This window comes from Alteromonas sp. ABH4_457 (genome assembly GCF_056160625.1).
The window spans coordinates 361,217-379,684 of record NZ_JBSWXN010000001.1 but is presented as its reverse complement, the minus strand read 5'-3'; the positions used below and the strand labels follow the sequence as shown (position 1 = coordinate 379,684).

The window sequence follows — 18,468 nt, the reverse complement described above, 5'->3', positions numbered from 1 at the left end:
TGCGCTGTAGTGCTAACAGTTTATCAGAGAGGCCCACATGACCAGCACCACATACGAATTTCCGCTTAAAGAAAAAGTGAGGAATTACCTGCGCATCGAGCATCTGCTTGCGCAGTTGAAGACCGGTGCCTCAGTGCAGAATAAAGCCCTGCATGTGTACTTCTTCGAGCAATTATTCACCCTGATGGATCTGCTGGACCGGATTGATCTGCGTACTGATTTGATTAAAGATCTTGATGTGCATGAACGCAATCTGGTGCACTGGTCCCAATATCCGAATATTGATACAGACGCGCTTGAACAGTCCTTAAAAGTGATTGTACGCCTGAAAGGCAAACTAAAAGCGGAACGCAAATTCGGCACAGCGCTGAAAGATGATAAATTTCTTAACGGTATCCGGCAGCGATTTTCCATACCCGGCGGCACCTGCAGTTTTGACTTACCCAATTTGCACTACTGGCTTAACCGTTCCAAAGAAGACATTCAGGAATCGATGAAAGAATGGCTTTTATCCCTGGCATTGCTGGAAGAAACAGTTTCGGTACTGTTGTCGTTCCTGCGGGAAAGAGGTCCGTTTAAACCCATGGAAGCCACAAACGGCTTTTATCAGGGTGTAGCTGATGACAAATGCGGATTAATCCGCGTTCGCTGTGATGCCAATCAGGGGTATTACCCTACTCTCAGCGGCAATAAATACCGCTTCGCCATTCGCTTTATGCTGTTTGAAAATGAAGCCGGACAGTCTCCCTCAGTGGAGAATACTGTGTCTTTTGCTATGGCAGCCTGCTAGACTGCCGCCATACTTTTTACCTGAAAGAGAGTGAATTCAGTGAAGGTTAACTGTCCTGTATGCAGCACATCTGTCGAGTGGTCTGCAGAAAATAAACATCGTCCTTTTTGTTCCAAGAAGTGCCAGCTTATCGACCTGGGTGAATGGGCTGGTGAAGAGCGCGCGATTCCCGGGCCAAAGCAACATTCTGATACACCGCCCGGAATGCCTGATATCGAAGACATTGAAGCAATGCTCAGTCAGCAGCAGGACGATTTTTTTAAACACTAAACCCTTCCCCGTTGAGCGTTTTGTGTGAATGTATCCGGGCACTCTGCCCGAATTCAGATAAGGCTTTTCTCTTATGTTAAATTCAATTGCACTTATTGGCGGTACTCACGGCAACGAGACCAGTGGTATTCAACTTATCCGCAACTGGCAGAAGTCTGGTTTGCCTGAGCGCTTCTCGTCTCTGAATGTCACCTGTGATTTTGCTAACCCGGCGGCTATGGACGCCAATGTCCGTTTTCTGGATGAAGATTTAAACCGGCAGTTTACTGCTGAACGTCTTGCGGCAGACAACCCGGCCAGAGAGGCTGTTCTGGCAAAATCGCTGAATGAACGCTTTGGCCCGAAGGGTAATGCTGCAACAGATTTTTTCATCGACATTCACAATACCACCAGCCACATGGGCGCTACACTGATTGTGCTGGAAACCGACGAGTTTAATACCAAACTTGCCCGGTTTGTTAAAGACGTCATGCCGGAAGCCAATATTCTGGTGGAAGATGAAAAAGACTACGCATCTCATGGCTATTTATGCACCGTGGGTAAAAAAGGTGTGATGATTGAAGTCGGCGCTCAGCCACAGGGCGTATTACGGGAAGATGTTTACCAGTTAACGCAAACGATGGCGGAAGCGATTCTGGATTTTTGTGTCGCCTGGAATACAGATAGCAGCTCAATGGATTCGCTGCCTGCCTGCGAGGCTTTCAGATTGGGTTATGAGGTAAAATTCCCGCTGGATGAGAACGGTGTACGTAAAGCCATGATCCACCACAGCATTCAGGATCAGGATTTTACTCCATTGCTTCCGGGTGCGCCGGTATTCCGGGGGTTTGACGGTTCAGATTATGTCTGGGAAGGTGACAAAGAAACCTATCCACATTTTATAAATGAAGCAGCATATTTCAAATTAGACGTGGCCTTCGCCACCGCCGACCGGATTGAGTTCTGATCCTGAAGGTTTGTGCTGCCACCAAGTACCGGTTAGTGTGAGACGATAAAAAACAGGCCGCTCTTATTACAGAGCGGCCTGTTTCATTTCTGAAACTATGCAGATCAGAACAACTCGATTTTCGGTTCCCGGGTTTCTTCCGGCGCTACCCGCTTTTCACCGGTAGAGGTGGTCAGGTCGAAGTGAATACGGCGCTGATCTTCCATGACATATTTTTCAAACATTTCCGCCGTACTTAAATTGAATGAATCGTCGAAAGCCTTGCGTCCGTCAATGTAGTCAGAGAACTGGCCGAACAGGCTTACCAGGGCTTCATGTTCCAGTTTTACGTTCTCGGCGCGCTGGCGGATAATATCCTGAAACTGGATCTTACCGATTGCCCCGCTGACTTTACCGGCGATGTCTTTTGCTACGCCGCTGAAGCAATTGAGCATCCGCGGGCTGAATTCCTCGAGCCGGCGGTAATGGGCTGTCATGCTGGCCAGAGAGCCGGAGAACGACGTCAGTAACTCACAGGTTTCGTCACTCTGACTCGTGGAGAGCAATTTTTCACCGTGGATTTTTGCCGTTTCCATGGCGGAACGGATCCCGGATTCAATTTTCTCCGCGGCCTCTGACGACTGGGAAGATAAGGTTCTTACCTGCTCTGCCACCACAGCGAATCCTCGCCCGTATTCTCCGGCCCGGGCTGCTTCAATCGCTGCATTCAGTGCCAGCAAGTTGGTTTGAAACGCGATGTTTTTTACCAGCTCAGTGAGCTCTTTGAGCTTATCAATTTCCTGCAGGACCTCCTGAATCGCCGCAGTGTGCGCTTTGTCGTGTTCATGCTGGGTATTTATTAACTGGGTAATTTCTTCCAGACGGTGGTTTGCCTGGTCAATTTCCGCTGCACTTTCTTCCTTGAATTCAGCAGTATTCCGCTGGGAGAGCTCAATACTGTCGATACCGTTTTGAATGACTTCTTCAATTTGATACAAGGCACTCATCAAGTCGACGGAAGCTTCTTCGGTAATGTTAGAAATACCATCAATCTGTCCGTTCAAAATACTTGCATACTCATCTACCTGCTGGTGAGTGGTATGCAACTGTTCTGAAGTTTTGTCCAGATAAGCATTTGCTTCCGCCAGTGCTGTTTCAAGTTCATCAATGTACCGGGTTTCAGCCACGGTCTGACGTACAACCCAGAGAGCGCTGGTTACGAGACTACAAATAATTGCTCCCCACCATGACAACTGCGTTCCGGCAAACTGGTTTATAAGCAGCACGCTTACCAGCGCGATAACTGTTCCGGTTATACACAGTGCCGCCTGTACAGACGGACTGGCGTACCACTGAGCCTGCTTCAGGCGTGCAACAGCAGTCAGAAATATTTCTCGTAAATTCACCATAAAGCCTCCTACGGCACCAATTGTTTTACTACTGCGATCAATTGATCAGGTTCGACAGGTTTTACCAGCCATCCTGTGGCGCCAGCACGCTTTGCTTCTTCCCTTTTAGTTTGTTGGGATTCAGTGGTCAGCATCAAAATAGGTGTGAATCTGAATTTCGTATTTTTCTTTATTTCTTTAATCAGTTCGATGCCGTTCATTCCCGGCATGTTCAAATCGGTGATGATGAGTTTTGGTGACGCGCTTTGCAGTGTTGTCAGCGCAGCTTCAGCATTTTCCGATTTAATGATGTCGTAGCCTGCACGTTTTAACAGCATCTCCATACTCATCAGCATGGTCGCCGAATCGTCAACTAAATGGATGGTCTTCATTGATCACCTCGTTTCTATGAGAAAAGACTGTCGCATAAAGAGCGATAGTCTTTCGCTCCTGCGGAAAGTGGCGCATATTCGCTGACTGGCTGATGTACTGCGAATGCTTCCGCCAGTTTTACGTTGCGACGAATAGCAGGCAAGATTCTGCCCGCTCCGAATTTCTCCTGCCAGAGACCCAGTGTCTGACGATGTATGCGTAATTTGCCATCCACCATCACGGGCAGAATATCAATACCACTGGCACGGAAGTGCTTATTTCTGATAGCTTTCATACACGCATTCAGCAGCTTGTTTACGCCATCAGAAGCCAGTGGCGTCGGCTCGGCCGGAATAACAATGCGGTGCGCGCCGGCAAGTGCTGATAACAACCGGGGCCCCAGTGTAGGCGGCGTATCAACCAGAATTATGTCGTAGTGCCCGGCGTCGCCTGCGTTATCAAACAACTGACTGAACCGGTTCAGGGAATATGCGGATTCATCAAAGGCGCTGTCGGTATGTGCCAGCGCCAGATGGATCCTGTCGCTGTATGCCAGCACGCCTTTGAACTCTTCGAATTCGCTCATCCACGCCGGTTGAGAAAGTGCAGAGAGTAAGTCCGGTTGTGCAGTGAAACCCAGTTCGATGTGACCCTGATTATCAAGGTCAATCACCAGCACTTTCGCCCCTTTCTCGCTCAGTGCGTAAGCCAGATTCACTACTGTCGTTGTTTTGGCTGTACCACCTTTACGGTTTGCAACCACAAGCACTTTTGTCATGCCTGAGACTCCGCGTTATATAAACCGGCATCAATGGCACGTTTAAGCCAGCCCCACTCTCCCGCTTCAGGCCATACAGAAATACCGGTCCGATGTTTAATTAAAACCTGATACAGGGCGGTATGGGCGTGGGTGAGCTTTTTCAGATTAACCTGCCTTTTCGGATTCTCTGCCAGCCAGAGATCCAGTTCTTCCGCTAAATCGATTTCACAGTTGCCGTCGAGTGCTGCAACTTTTTGCTTGAAAATTATCGGCATGACAGTAACTCCGGAATGTTGATAATGAGCAGAACCCGTCCGTCACCCAGTAAGGCTGTGCCGCTGAAGTGGGCGTAGCCCGCCATCACACCTTCAAGCGGCTTCTGGATAACATCAATACCCTCATGGAATTTATCGATAACCAAACCGATATCCCCGTTGCCTGTGTTTACTACAAGAATAGACTGTTCTTCTGTATTTTGCGTTTCCGGTGCAAAACCCAGATAGTCACGCAGGCAATGAAGCGGTACCAGCTTGTCGCGGATAACCAGCACCTGATGATTCTTGATTTGCTGGATTTCCTCAGGGCGCACTTTTACGGTTTCCACCACGCTGTCCATACTGACGCCGAACATCTGGTCGCTGACTTCAAACATCATCACACGGTTAACCGACATGGTTTGCGGCAACACAAGACGGAACCGTGTGCCGGTACCCACTTCAGACTGCATTTCAATATGACCGCCAGCCTGAGTAACCATGGTTTTCACGGCATCCATTCCCACACCGCGACCGGATAAATCAGACACCTGCTCGGAAGTGGAAAAGCCGGGTGCAAATATCAGTTGCAGTGCTTCGTCATCATTGATTGATTCAAGCTGCGCTTCGGTAATTACGCCTTTCTGGTAAGCCAGCATTTTGATCTTCGCCGGATCAATGCCCTTACCGTCATCGCGGATTTCTATCACCACGTTGTCATCCTGTGGTGTGGCAATGAGCTCAATTTTTCCGGATTCATTTTTACCTGCACTGAGACGGTCAGCCGGAGACTCAATACCGTGATCGATACTGTTTCTCAGTAAGTGAATTAAAGGCTCAGACAAAGACTCAATCAGATTCTTATCAAATTCCGTGTCTTCTCCCTGCATTTCAAGGTCAATCTTCTTATCAAGCTTGCGGGCCAGATCCCGTACCAGGCGGGGATAACGCTGAAACACGTGAGATACCGGAACCATACGAATTTGCAGAACAGCACTTTGCAGCTCTTCGGTAAGACGGTTCACGATAGTGAAGTGTGACTTAATCTGTTTGCTGAGTTTTCTGCTGCCGCCTTCTTCTTCTGCCTGCCGGGCAAGATAAGGCAGAGAATTCTTCGCTACTGTCAGCTCGCCCACCAGGTCCATCAGGTAATCAATTTTCTCCTGATTAACTTTTAACGTACGTGGTACCTGACGCTCTGCCGTTTTAGCCGGAGCTGTACCCTGAGCCGCCTCTTCTGCAGCAGGCTCCGGAGCGACAGGAACGTTTTGTTCAGTTTTCTTAGCAGCAGTTGCCTCAGGCATTACAGCGTCAGCTTCTTCCTCGCCTGTGTCAGCCTGAGGTACTTCAACCTGTTCACCGGCAATGAGAGTCAGCAAGTCTTCAACAGACCGTTCAACCACATCAGCACCCAGTACACGGCTGACAACCAGATTCACTGACGCCAGCGATGCAGGATTGCCTTCGCCTACCGCCAGGCGTTCCAGTAAGGCCTGTTGCTGCTCCAGCATGGCAAGGGCACTTGGCGATAATCCATCACCATTTCCGCAACCGGAGTCATCTGTCGTTAAGTCTGGTGCCTCAGCGTTATTTTCAACAGTGACAGACTCATTACCTGAAGCGTCACTGGCTTCAGCCTGCGCCTGCTCTTCGAAAGAAGCAGCATCTCCGGCTGAAGTGGCAATATCACAGAAGCGTGACAGGGCCTCACCTGCTGCGAGTTTTTCAAGCCCTTCACTGATTTGCCAGTGTACGGAGTCCGGATTCAGCGAAGCACACAGGAAGCTGCATATGCGGGCCACTTGCTCGTTGTCTGCCAGCGCTGCCGCTTCGGTGATACCATCAGCATCATCACTTTGTAAGAAGCCGGTCAGCAGCGGCTCACATAATGAGTAAAAGCTGGCTGCGGAAATAGCATCATGTTCATACTGGCCTTCGTAATACGCAAAGTGCCCGGCCAGTGAAGCTGAACTGGCCACACAGAGGATTGTAATGTCCAGGTGGCAAAGGAAAACATCTTCAGGACCTTCTACATGATTTTTACGGGACAAAGTGTGAAAGATAAGCCCCGGGGTCGCCAGACTGACATTAAACGGATCTTCACCACGAAAGAAGCAATCTGCATCCGGTGTATAACGGATAACATGAACCATTTCATCACTTTCCAGTGCGCTGAAAAACGCTTTGATACGGTACTTCGCGTCCAGCTCATTTAACCAGGCAGCCGCCTTTTCTGGTACGGGTGCAACAGTAGCCGGAGAATCAGATGCGCCGTTATCAATGAGATGGCTTTCTCCTTGCTCAGCGACTGAGCTGGTCCCGCCGGATTCCGGTTCCATAAAACTACGCAATCTGGCAGCTAGCCCGGTGGACGTTTCTTCCCACTGAGATAATTGATGGGTTCCCGACTCAAGCTCATCAAAAAATGTACTGATTTGATCAAATGCTTCTAACAGCACATCACCAAGTTCATCGGTAAAAGACACTTCGTCGGCACGCATGCAATCCAGTAAATCTTCAGAGGCATGAGCAAGGCGGGTCAGCGGCTTGATATCGAACAGATCCGATGAACCTTTGATAGTGTGGATATCACGGAAAATCGTATCGACCGCTTTAGCGTCATAGCCACTGTTTTGCAGGGTCAGCAGCTCCTGGCTGGCAGATTCCAGATTTTCCCTGGATTCACCGATGAATGTATCTAACAGCTCACTCATAATGATTATTCTCCCAGCATCAGTGACACCATGTCATTTAACGTGGTGCCGTCCACGGGTTTGGTCATATAGAAGTTTGCACCACAGTCGAATGCCCGGGTCGCGTCTGCAGCCTGAGATTCTGTGCTTATCATAATAATAGGCACCTGATTCAATCCTGCATCCCGGCGAATTTCCTGACACAGACGGTAGCCATCCATTTTCGGCATATTGACATCAACCATGAACAGATCGATTTGTTTACCCATTGCCTTTTCGAGCGCTTCTACGCCATTTTCTGCTTCTTCCACATGGCGTTGCGCGCTGGCAACAATCATCCGGTGGTAGGTGCGGACAGTATTGGCATCATCCACAATCATGATAGTTTTCATCTGCTGACTCCCTCGAACCCGGGCTTCTGGTAAACAATAACGTCACCGAACTTTTTAATTTTGAATAATGAGCAAATGCGGCTCATGGACTCACTGTGGCCTAAGAATATGTAGCCTCCGGGCTTGAGTGCGTCATATAACACCTGCGCTGCCTTACGACGGGAATCGTCGTCAAAATAAATCAGCAGGTTGCGACAATAAATCAGGTCGAATGAACGGAAACGGCCGGGCACTTCAGCGCCAAGAATGTTCGCCAGACATAAAGTCACGGACTCTTTAATGTCGGGACTCAAATGGAACTCATTGCCCTTCTGAGTGAAATAACGCTGCCGGACAGTCAGCGGAATATTTTGAACAGACCGCTTGGAATAAATGCCTCGTTTAGCATGTTCAAGGACACTGGTATCGATATCAGACGACACAATCTCCACGTCACGGTGATCCAGTCCTTTCCAGTACTCAAGCAGGTAAATTGCTATGGAATAAGGCTCTTCACCTGTGCTTGAGGGTACTGACCAGATCCTTAGATCCTCACCCGCCAGGCGCATGCTGTCTAAATCATCCATTAAATGACGGCACATGGTTTCGAACTGGTATTCCTCGCGGAAGAAGTAGGTTTCGTTCACCGTCATGGCATTAACAAGACTTTGAAGCTCTTCTCCGGACGCCTGAAAACGCATGAAGGTAAAGTAACTCTTAAACAGATTATGGCCGGTTTGCTTCATGCGCTCTTTCAACCGTTTATCAACGAAGTATCGTTTGGAATCTTCGAAGTAAATGCCGGTTTTCCGGTAGAACATTGAGCGGAACCGGTCGAAGTCAGCGTCAGAGATGTCCTCTGCCGGCGACGTTGTCCGGATGCTGGTCATACACCCTCTCCTGCAACAGAATCCCGAACACACTGAATCGCGAACTGGATATAAGCTTCACCGGGAAAACGGGCAGATACTTTTTCGAGTACCTCCAGCGTTCCGCTATCGCCAATTTCTGACAGTTTATCTACTGCGGTACCCACCACATTGATGTTGTTATCGTTCAACACGACGTTGTGCAACCACGTTGCAGCATCCGGATGACGAATAGCGCCGATAACGTCCACGGCAAAAATCCGTACATCACTGTCTTCATCACATAAAAGTTCGTTTACATGGGCTGCGAACAGTACCGGCTGGCTTTGCAGCAACTCAATTGCCCCGTTACGTACCTGCGCATCTTCCGACTTCAGCTTTTCAAGCAGCGCACCGGCCATATCTTCGTCACACATGCCTTCAACAGCGCTGAATAACGCCTCCAGTACGGTGGGCTCGTGCTCAATGTCAATTTGCTCAAGCAAAGCAGTCCTGGCTGCCAGATTGTTCGTCAGATCTCTTGCCGCCCAACGTCTGACATCGGCACAACTCGCCTGTAAATCGTCAATAAGGGACGCCAGGTCTCTGCTATTTTGTCTGCGGTCAGCCTGACTGGCAGACTCTCCGCGGCTTTTTCTCAGTCCCATAGCGTACTCCTATTGCTTACACAAATGATTAATACGTTGAGCGATGGCGTGACTGTCAAGCACATGACTGGCGCACCCCGCCTGAATCAGTTCTTTCGGCATCCCAAATACAGTCGCGGTTGCTTCACTCTCTGCAATGGTCACAGCACCTCTGCTGTAGGCTTTCGACATGGCAGCCACGCCATCGCACCCCATACCGGTAAGCTGGACACACAGCATGTGTCTGGGATCAAAACACCCCAGTGCCGACTCCACCATACGATCTACGCTGGGGTGCCAGAGGAAGTTAGGGCTGGCTGGTATGGGCCTGACAAACACCGTGTTCTGGTTTTTAACGAACGACAGGTCTGCATCCCCTTTTGCGATATATACTTTGCCGGTCTCCACCGGCATACGGCTGCTGACTTCCACCACTTCAAGAGGGCACAAATCATTCAACCTTTTCGCCAGTGCGGCGGTAAACGCTTTTGGCATATGCTGCGCCACGACTACCGGGCAGGGAAAGCTGGCCGGCAACTGAGACAAAATCTGCTCAAGTTTGCGCGGGCCACCGGTGGATACACCAATCATCACCACCTGAACCTTGCTGCTTTTTACCGGCGCTGCCGTTGCTTTTACCGCTGCCGTTTGCTGTTGCGTGTGCACGGGCTTTGACGGTGCTGCCGTTCGCCTGACGTTTGCGGTAAGGGCTTCAATTTTGGAAATCAGCTCATCTTCAATGTCGCTGATATCCGCACTTACCGTTCCGCCGGGCTTCAGGACAAAGTCCGCCGCGCCCAGTGCCAGCGCTTCCAGTGTCACCAGCGTACCTTTCTGTGTCAGCGATGACAGCATCAGCACCGGACACTGGTGAAACTTTCTTAGCAGACTGAGACAGGTCAGACCGTCCATTACCGGCATGTTGATATCTAAAGTAATCACATCAGGTTTAAAAGCTGCTGATTTCGTCAGTGCTTCCTCGCCATCGCGGGCTGAATCAACCTGGTAGCCCCGTGCAGTGAAAACCTGTGTGAACAGTTTCCGCATCAAGGCAGAGTCATCTACCACTAATACTTTGACTGCCATCTTCCCGTTAACCCCCGTTTACTTTTGCAATATCGTTGTCGTTCAGCAGTACCGACGGCTCGATGAGCTGAATGATGCGCTGCTCTTTGTTGAGCTTGATGAGCTTGTTTAACAGCTCGGTTTGCTCATCAGACAGTGAAGGCGCATCTTCGATAGAATCGCTAATGACGGTTTTAACTTCTGCAACGCCATCCACAATAAAGCCGGTTTTTTGCTTATTGCGGGTAAGCACCACAATACGCTGCCGGTCAGTGGCTTCCGCTTTGGGTAATCCAAGCCGGGTACGCAAATCAATCACAGGCAGTACCGTGCCCCGCAGATTGACAATGCCTTGCAGGTAGTCCGGTGTATTGGGCACGCTTTCCAACTTGTCGGGAATGCGTGTTATTTCCTGGGTATCTTCGATGCTTACCCCGTACTCTTGACCGGCAATGGAGAAGATCACGTATTGGGCATAGTCTTCTTCGGTCAGCACCCCTTCGTCCTGATTAGCCATATCAGAAACCTCATCTTGTAAATCAACCTGGCTCAGCGCCTGGCTTAGCGAGCGTTGGAAAACGCTGTGCAAGTTAACGATAGAAATGAGTCGCTTTGTGCCTTCCACACGGTAAACTGCTTCCAGCGCGCCATCGGTATATCCGTCGTTACACATTGACGGAACAGGCTCCAGCGCCGACGGCGATATACTCACCACATTGCTGACTTTCGCGACCACAAAGCCCACAGCGGACTGACTGCTGTCGCTGCAGTTAACAATGATGATGCGGGTAGCATCGTTCATTTCGCAGGGCTGCATGCCAAGATTCATGGCCAGATCCACGATGGGAATAATTCTTCCCCGCAGATTCACCAGCCCCAGCACCGAAGGGTTGCTGTCGGGTAACGCGGATATATCGTCGGGCACCCGCACAATTTCACCCACATCATGGAGATAAAAAGCAAATTCTTGTCCGGCTATGGAGAAGCACACCAGTTGCTGCAAATCATCTTCGGCTTCGTTGTTGTTGTCTTGCGAACCGGTGCGGTTTTGCTGGAGTTGCAGGCCGGAACCGTCTTTTTTATGGCTGACGGTTAACTGTGACTGCACCAGGTTTTCAACATTGAGGATCTGCTCCAGCGGTTCGTTCTTTTGCTTAATTAACCCTTGCAGGTAGTCGTAAGAAATTGACGAATCGCCTTGCTTGTCATTTACCACGGTGTCTTTCGGTACGCTGTAAACACGGTTTACTTTGTCGACCAGAAAGCCCGTCATACCTAACGTTGACTCCACAACGACAACACGGGACGTTTCTGTTTGCTCTGCTGTACACGACAGCAAAATAGCCCGTAAATCGTAAACCGGCAGTACATTACCCCGCAGGTTTGCCAGCCCCATCATCTGGTGGGGCCCCAGCGGGACACCTACCATCACAGGTACACGTATAATTTCGCCAACAGACTGCATGGGAAATGCAAATTTCTCTTTTCCAATCTGGAAAGAAACAAACTGCAGCTCGGTGTCTGTTGCGGTAATTTCCTGAGTTTCCATTTCTTGCATGGTCTCACCTCACCTTTAACTCTGAATCAACCGGCCTTAGCTGTTTTGCATTTCATCAGCGACAGAGGAAATTTCCTCAATAGAGCGGGCAAGAATTTCCACACCTTTGCTCTGCTGTTCTGCGGCAGACAATGCCTGCTGACAGTTACTGCTGGCCTGCTCATTCGCTGCGGCAATTTGCTCCAGGCCCTTCTGCGCCTGGGCTACAGCGGCTGCAATTTCTTCCCCGGCTTGCTGCATTTCCTTGTTGTAAGAAAGCACTTCTGCCATATCGGTTGCTATACCGGCGATGTCTTCAGTGGTTTGCTTTGCTTTTTGCACTTCGCGGTAGGCACTTTCTGCCACGTTGGTCAGGTCAGTTTTTACATTTTGTGTCTGATCCTGAATGGCTTTGATGAGATCTTTGATTTGTTCAACATTCTCAGCGGCCTCATCGGCAAGGCTTTGAATATCGGCAGATACCACGGCAAAACCTTTTCCATATTCACCCGCCCGGGCTGCTTCCACAGCACCGTTAACGGCAAGCATGCTGGTTTTCACTGACACGGTGGTGATGGTATCGATAACTTTGTCGATAGTGCGGGTCATTGATTCCATATCAGTAATGGCTGATACGTTTAATTTGCTGGTTTCCAGTGCGGTATTGATACCTTCCACCATTTCTTCAATAAGTGCGCGGTTCTCTTTCAGCAGTTCTGTTATTGCCTCTCCACGGGTAAGCGCGTTTTCAGACTGAGCAGAGGCTTCCGCCACACCATCGCGGAGGGTGTCAATATTACTCACCGCTTGATCAACCGCTGATGCTGCCTGTTGCGCACCGTTGTTAATCTGATTCAGAGCCGTGGATATTTCTGTGGTTGAGCGGCTGATTTCCTCCATGCTTGCAGATAACTCTTCTGCCGAGGACGCTACTTCTTCCGCGCTTTTATTGATGTCGGTGCTATTTTTAAGCTCTTCAGTAATAATTTCCAGAGACTGGGCAGCCTGCTCAGCTTGTGACAGAGCGCTACTTTGCTCTGAAATGTTACTGGACACTTCCTGGGCAGCAGAAGACTGTTCGTCAGCAGCACAGGAAATGGCTTCAGACCCTGCCTGGATTTCTTTTGCGGCATTATCCATTTCGCGGATTTTGGTCTGCAGTGATTCAGAGCCGTTAGCAATGATCTGCATATCTTCTTTGATTTTGGCCAGTTGACTGGTTACCGCTTCGCCTTTTGTCACTTCTTCCAACGCGGCTTGCGATGATTGTTTTACTGCGTCAGAAACCTGATTTGACTGCTGCTGAATTTGCTCGATTTGCATGGCGATGTCGGCAGCGCTCTTGTCCGATACTTCAGCCAGAGCACGTACGGTATCAGCCACAACGGCAAAGCCTTTACCGTGTTTACCGGCGCGTCCGGCTTCGATTGCTGCGTTTAATGCAAGTAAGTTGGTCTGGTCGGCAATGCGGGTTACCTGCTTAACAGCCTCACCAATATTAGACGCTTGCTGTTCCAGTTCGCTCATCATGACTACAGAGCGCGACTGGTGCTCGGACGCAGTCTTTACACTGTCCATCATATTGCCGAGGTTACCCATTACACGGTCCACGAAGGTCTGTAACAGATTGGTTTTATCCAGGGTCTGACCGGATAAGGTGAGCTGAGATTTAAGTGATGAAGATATCTGGGTGATCGCAGCCAGACTCTCCTGACTCGCACTACTGGACTCCTCTGCACCGGCAGCAATTTCATTGATGGCAGTACCAAGCTGGTCCGTCGCGCTGGCAGACTGACTGATGCCACTGGCCAGTTCAGCTGTCGCGGTCGCTACCCGCTCGGCAGCTTGTTGTTGCCTGGCGAGCGTGCGGGCCTTTTTTCGCTGCTCTTCTGCTTCTCTGCGTAGTTTCGCGTCAACTCTCACGGCCGGTGTGGCCGGGCTTGCCTCAGTGCTTTTTTTCAGTGCCATGGAAAACCTCGGAAATTTACTATGAATGAACGTTTGCTTAATAGCGCGTTTAGTAAAGATTTAGAGCAGGCTTGAAATTTTTAGGTATCAAACAGGATACCTTGGTATAGGAGGAAATCTGGTTGTGGGGGGATCTCCCCATAAGCACACCTTTGTCGCCTTATACACAAATGTCGCAAAAACTACATTTAGGTATAAGATCTCAATGACTTAGGGGGCACCTGAGAAGACCGTACGCAGCGGAATATCTGTCAATCTAGCCTTTTGGCGTAGTCAGATTATAATACCGGACTTTTTTTGTATTTATTTCAAACATTAAATGGCTGTAATGAAATAACAGGTTATAAATGCGAGAAACCCCGGCTTTTCATGGCCGGGGTTTCTGATTTCAAAAAATACGTTGACTGAGTTCAGCCCTGTAGCTTTTCTATGATCGCTACATTCGCCGCGGGAAAATCTTCGGGCTCCAGTGCACAAAGCTTAAGCCACTTGCCCTGTTGTCCTTCCAGACCGGCAGGTTCACCGGCGAAGTCTGTGACTGTATGAACATCAAGCAGTACCCGCTTATCTCCGTAATCGTGACCGATAACAGTCAGTGGCTGACTGGTCTGTATATCAATGCCAATCTCTTCTTTAAGCTCACGTGCCAGTGCCTGAGTTACCGTTTCGCCGGCATCCACTTTACCACCGGGAAATTCCCATTTACCGCCCTGATGTTTGTCGTCGGGCCGCTTACATATATAAACAAGCCCGTCACGAAGTACAACACCAACGGCTACATGTACTTCTTTCATTAAGACAGTTTACCGTGGCACTGTTTGTATTTTTTGCCAGAACCGCAAGGACACGGGTCGTTACGGCCTACTTTAGGCCCCTGGCGCATTTCAGAGCGGATACCTGACTGGCCATCGGCCTCCGGCGCCTGTTCAGGTGCCTCTTCATGGTTAAAGTTCTTAGGCACATCGTCAGCCTGACGACGCTGCTCTTCCACCTTTTCCACGTCAGATTCAGCTTTTACCTGCACACGGCTCAAGATGGTGATGACTTCCACTTTCAATGCTTCAAGCATACCCGAGAACAGTTCAAAGGATTCACGCTTATATTCCTGCTTAGGATTCTTCTGGGCGTAACCACGCAGGTGAATACCCTGACGAAGGTGGTCCATTGCCGCCAGATGCTCTTTCCAGTGACTGTCGAGGTTTTGCAGCATGATCGCTTTTTCAAACTGACGCAGTACATCCGGGCCTACCGCATTTTCCTTTTCCTGATAAGCGCCTTCGATTTCTGTCAGAACACGCTCACGGAGTTTTTCTTCGTACAGCTTGTCATCGCTATCAAGCCATTTCTGCACTGGCAAGTCGACTTTAAAGTCTGCTTTCAGACGCTCTTCCAGCCCCGGTACATCCCACATTTCTTCCAGTGACTGGGGAGGAATGTACTCATCAACTACGCCATTCACCACGTCTACACGGATAGCTTTAATCGTTTCGCTGATGTCACCTTCGTCCAGCAGTTCGTTACGCTGTTCGTAAATGACCTTACGTTGATCGTTAGCCACGTCATCGTATTCCAGCAACTGCTTACGGATATCGAAGTTACGGCCTTCCACTTTACGCTGGGCGTTTTCAATTGCGCGGGTTACCCACGGGTGCTCAATGGCTTCGCCATGCTCCATGCCGAGGCGCTTCATCATGCCAGCCATTTTCTCAGACGCGAAGATACGCATCAGTGCATCATCCAGCGACAGGTAGAAACGGCTGGAACCGGGATCGCCCTGACGGCCGGCACGACCACGTAACTGGTTGTCAATACGGCGTGATTCGTGACGCTCTGTACCAATGATATGCAAACCACCGGCATCGAGTACTTGCTGATGCAGCGCTTCCCATTCATCTTTCAGTTTCTTAAGTTGAGCTTCAGTAGGGTTTTCCAGTTTCTCAGCTTCGGCTTTCCAGTTACCGCCAAGCACAATATCTGTACCACGACCGGCCATGTTAGTCGCGATGGTAACAGCGCCGGGACGGCCGGCCTGAGCGATAATATCCGCTTCCTGTTCGTGGAACTTGGCGTTCAGCACTTTATGCGGCACTTTTTCTTTCTTCAGAAAGCGGGACAGCAGTTCAGAGTTTTCGATAGACACCGTACCGACCAGTACCGGCTGACCTTTTTTCACTGCAACACGGATGTCAGCCACAATGGCGTCGTATTTTTCCTGTGCAGTCAGATAAATCAGGTCGGCCATATCTTTACGGGCCATTGGACGGTTAGTCGGAATAACCACGGTTTCCAGTCCGTAAATAGACTGAAATTCAAATGCTTCGGTATCGGCAGTACCAGTCATACCGGCAAGTTTATCGTATAAACGGAAATAGTTCTGGAAGGTAATCGATGCCAGAGTCTGGTTCTCGTTCTGGATCTTTACGCCTTCTTTGGCTTCTACCGCCTGGTGCAGGCCCTCAGACCAGCGACGGCCCTCCATTGTGCGGCCCGTGTGCTCATCAACAATAACGATTTGATCGTCTTTTACGATGTAATCCACATCTTTCTGGAATAATTTGTGGGCACGCAATGCCGCATTGATATGGTGAAGCAGAGAAATATTACCGGCAGCAAACAGTGATTCTCCTTCCGGCAAAATACCGTTACGTTGCAGAATTTCTTCAACGTGGATTTGACCCCGTTCGGTCAGGTGAATCTGACGGGCTTTCTCATCAACGGTGTAATCGCCGTCGCCTTCCTGCCCTTCTTCGTCTTCTTTTTCCTGCTGAACCAGCTCAGGTATCACCGTATTGATCGCTCTGTACAGGTGAGAGCTGTCCTCGGCTGCACCGGAAATAATAAGCGGCGTTCTTGCCTCATCAATAAGAATAGAGTCAACCTCATCCACTACCGCGTAGTGCAACGGGCGCTGAACGCGATCCTGCGGGCTGAAGGCCATATTGTCACGGAGGTAATCAAAACCAAATTCGTTGTTCGTTCCGTAAGTAACGTCGGCGTTGTAGGCCTCACGCTTCATATCCGGTGACATGCCGGGCACATTACACCCTACTGTCATGCCTAAGAATTCAAACAATTCGCGGGACCAGTCGGCATCACGGCGGGCCAGGTAATCGTTCACGGTAATAACGTGGACACCTTTAGCGGTCAGTGCATTCAGGTAAGTAGGTAAGGTCGCGGTAAGGGTTTTACCTTCACCGGTACGCATTTCTGCAATTTTACCTGTGTGCAGTACCATACCACCAATCATCTGTACGTCGAAGTGACGCATACCGTAAACGCGCTTACTGGCTTCACGTACGGTGGCAAAGGCATCGTTAAGGATATCTTCCGGGGTTTCACCTTTTTCCAAACGAGCTCTGAGTTCGGCAGTTTTCGCCTTTAGCTGCTCATCGCTTAACGCTTCGTATTCCTTTTCCAATGCGTTGATGGCATCGACGTTCTTTTTTAGTTTTTTTATGAGACGGTCGTTACGGCTACCGAATACTTTCCTCAGGATGCTTGCAAACATTTGGTTGATGATTCCACTACTTTTTTACGAGTTCCGGCATCCCGGTGGGCTCGTAGATTTAAAATAAATGACGCCGCGCACATCATGTGCATGGTTGTCACCCTATCTGTTTGTGCTGGTTTACCGGAGTAAACCTTTTCTGGCTGCTGCTTAACGTCTTTTGGTAACGTACGGCAGAGGATCGATTTGTTGCCCGTTTCTTATTACTTCGTAGTGAACATGAGCACCTGTGGAGCGGCCGGTACTACCCATCACTGCGATAGTCTGACCTTTTGTTACAACGTCACCGATAGCAACCGACAGTGCCTGATTGTGCCCGTACCGGGTCACCATTCCATCACCATGATCGATTTCTATCAGTAAGCCATAACCGTGACGTTCTCCTGCCCAGGTCACGATGCCTGCAGCAGTGGAAACAACGTCATCACCAGATTTACCCGCAAAGTCCAGCCCTTTGTGCATTGCTGGATTGCCGGTAAAAGGATCTGCGCGCATGCCGTAATAAGAAGACAACCATCCCGACGCTATTGGCCGGCCAGATAATTGACTCTGTTCATGGATATGATGCCCCCGGACAAGACTTTCAAGCATCGCCAGCTGCTGTTTTTTCGCAGACACAGTCTGCTGTAAAGCGGCGATTTGTTCCATCAGGGGTTCATTATCCACGTCTTTTGGCGAAGAGCCGGGGTCAAAGGCGTCTAAATCTTCTGCCTTCATCCCAAATTCAGCGGCAATTAATTTGCCTTTTTCATCAAGTTGCGACACCGTCGCATCCATTTCAGCAAGACGCTCTGCCAGAATTTGTAATTGCTGACGTGTGCTGGCAGCCAGTGCATCAACTTCTGCACCTCCGACTTCATTAGCGGCCTGAGCAAGCTTAATTCTTGCAATATCTTCGGAAACGGAATCAGTGGAACGGCTGGAAACTAACATGAATAACGACGAGAGTACGGTAAAACTCACCAGTGTTCTCACACTGATGCTTTTCCTGTATCGCTTCTGCTTACCAATAAAGGTTATCGTTAGTTTCATCGGGCACTCTTAATAAAATCCGGACTAGTTTACCGCTGTT

17 protein-coding genes are annotated in these 18,468 nt (G+C 49.6%); 3 read left to right on the top strand and 14 right to left on the bottom strand.

All coding sequences use genetic code 11. The annotated features are described in order from the left end of the window. The first annotated feature begins 37 nt into the window (after window positions 1–37). The 3 genes from zapD to ACXAGR_RS01535 all read left to right on the top strand — a co-directional run bounded on the left by zapD (window position 38) and on the right by ACXAGR_RS01535 (window position 2,006). Window positions 38–790, top strand: coding sequence for a cell division protein ZapD (gene zapD / locus ACXAGR_RS01545; protein WP_474842903.1), 753 nt, complete (start codon window positions 38–40; stop codon window positions 788–790). A gap of 39 nt (window positions 791–829) precedes the next feature. Continuing rightward, entirely contained in the window at window positions 830–1,060 is a 231-nt protein-coding gene (yacG, locus tag ACXAGR_RS01540; protein ID WP_119503448.1) for a DNA gyrase inhibitor YacG, read from the top strand. Window positions 1,061–1,133: 73 nt separating this feature from the next. Further along, window positions 1,134–2,006: an aspartoacylase gene (locus tag ACXAGR_RS01535; protein ID WP_474847701.1), complete on the top strand. Its 873-nt coding sequence runs from the start codon at window positions 1,134–1,136 to the stop codon at window positions 2,004–2,006. Window positions 2,007–2,110: 104 nt separating this feature from the next. On the opposite strand, the gene ACXAGR_RS01530 is transcribed toward ACXAGR_RS01535, so the two are convergent. The 14 genes from ACXAGR_RS01530 to ACXAGR_RS01465 all read right to left on the bottom strand — a co-directional run bounded on the left by ACXAGR_RS01530 (window position 2,111) and on the right by ACXAGR_RS01465 (window position 18,428). Beyond that, on the bottom strand, window positions 2,111–3,394 hold the full coding sequence (locus ACXAGR_RS01530; protein ID WP_474847699.1) for a methyl-accepting chemotaxis protein: 1,284 nt from the start codon (window positions 3,392–3,394) through the stop codon (window positions 2,111–2,113). Between the two features lie 8 nt (window positions 3,395–3,402). Then, on the bottom strand, window positions 3,403–3,765 hold the full coding sequence (locus ACXAGR_RS01525; RefSeq protein ID WP_119502168.1) for a response regulator: 363 nt from the start codon (window positions 3,763–3,765) through the stop codon (window positions 3,403–3,405). A 14-nt stretch (window positions 3,766–3,779) separates the two neighbouring features. Further along, entirely contained in the window at window positions 3,780–4,523 is a 744-nt protein-coding gene (locus ACXAGR_RS01520; protein WP_474847697.1) for a ParA family protein, read from the bottom strand. After that, window positions 4,520–4,780 carry a hypothetical protein gene (locus ACXAGR_RS01515; protein ID WP_474842911.1) on the bottom strand — a complete coding sequence of 87 codons (261 nt, stop codon included), beginning with the start codon at window positions 4,778–4,780 and terminating at the stop codon, window positions 4,520–4,522. The genes ACXAGR_RS01520 and ACXAGR_RS01515 overlap by 4 nt, the downstream gene beginning before the upstream one ends. Then, entirely contained in the window at window positions 4,771–7,473 is a 2,703-nt protein-coding gene (locus ACXAGR_RS01510; protein ID WP_474847695.1) for a chemotaxis protein CheA, read from the bottom strand. The genes ACXAGR_RS01515 and ACXAGR_RS01510 overlap by 10 nt, the downstream gene beginning before the upstream one ends. Window positions 7,474–7,478: 5 nt before the next feature. Further along, on the bottom strand, window positions 7,479–7,844 hold the full coding sequence (locus tag ACXAGR_RS01505; RefSeq protein WP_119502172.1) for a response regulator: 366 nt from the start codon (window positions 7,842–7,844) through the stop codon (window positions 7,479–7,481). Continuing rightward, window positions 7,841–8,713 carry a CheR family methyltransferase gene (locus ACXAGR_RS01500; protein ID WP_474847693.1) on the bottom strand — a complete coding sequence of 291 codons (873 nt, stop codon included), beginning with the start codon at window positions 8,711–8,713 and terminating at the stop codon, window positions 7,841–7,843. The genes ACXAGR_RS01505 and ACXAGR_RS01500 overlap by 4 nt, the downstream gene beginning before the upstream one ends. Then, the gene (locus ACXAGR_RS01495) at window positions 8,710–9,339 is read right to left on the bottom strand and encodes a HEAT repeat domain-containing protein (RefSeq protein WP_474842918.1); all 630 of its coding nucleotides are present in this window, start codon (window positions 9,337–9,339) and stop codon (window positions 8,710–8,712) included. The genes ACXAGR_RS01500 and ACXAGR_RS01495 overlap by 4 nt, the downstream gene beginning before the upstream one ends. A 9-nt stretch (window positions 9,340–9,348) precedes the next feature. Further along, window positions 9,349–10,404, bottom strand: coding sequence for a chemotaxis-specific protein-glutamate methyltransferase CheB (gene cheB / locus ACXAGR_RS01490; RefSeq protein ID WP_474847691.1), 1,056 nt, complete (start codon window positions 10,402–10,404; stop codon window positions 9,349–9,351). A gap of 7 nt (window positions 10,405–10,411) precedes the next feature. Next, the gene (locus tag ACXAGR_RS01485; RefSeq protein ID WP_474847689.1) at window positions 10,412–11,941 is read right to left on the bottom strand and encodes a chemotaxis protein CheW; all 1,530 of its coding nucleotides are present in this window, start codon (window positions 11,939–11,941) and stop codon (window positions 10,412–10,414) included. A gap of 36 nt (window positions 11,942–11,977) precedes the next feature. Beyond that, window positions 11,978–13,888, bottom strand: coding sequence for a methyl-accepting chemotaxis protein (locus ACXAGR_RS01480; RefSeq protein ID WP_474847687.1), 1,911 nt, complete (start codon window positions 13,886–13,888; stop codon window positions 11,978–11,980). A gap of 410 nt (window positions 13,889–14,298) precedes the next feature. After that, window positions 14,299–14,682, bottom strand: coding sequence for an 8-oxo-dGTP diphosphatase MutT (gene mutT / locus ACXAGR_RS01475; protein WP_474847685.1), 384 nt, complete (start codon window positions 14,680–14,682; stop codon window positions 14,299–14,301). Continuing rightward, window positions 14,682–17,396: a preprotein translocase subunit SecA gene (gene secA / locus ACXAGR_RS01470; RefSeq protein WP_119502179.1), complete on the bottom strand. Its 2,715-nt coding sequence runs from the start codon at window positions 17,394–17,396 to the stop codon at window positions 14,682–14,684. Before secA ends, mutT begins: the two co-directional genes overlap by 1 nt. Window positions 17,397–17,546: 150 nt before the next feature. Continuing rightward, on the bottom strand, window positions 17,547–18,428 hold the full coding sequence (locus tag ACXAGR_RS01465; RefSeq protein WP_474847682.1) for a M23 family metallopeptidase: 882 nt from the start codon (window positions 18,426–18,428) through the stop codon (window positions 17,547–17,549). Window positions 18,429–18,468 lie beyond the last annotated feature (40 nt).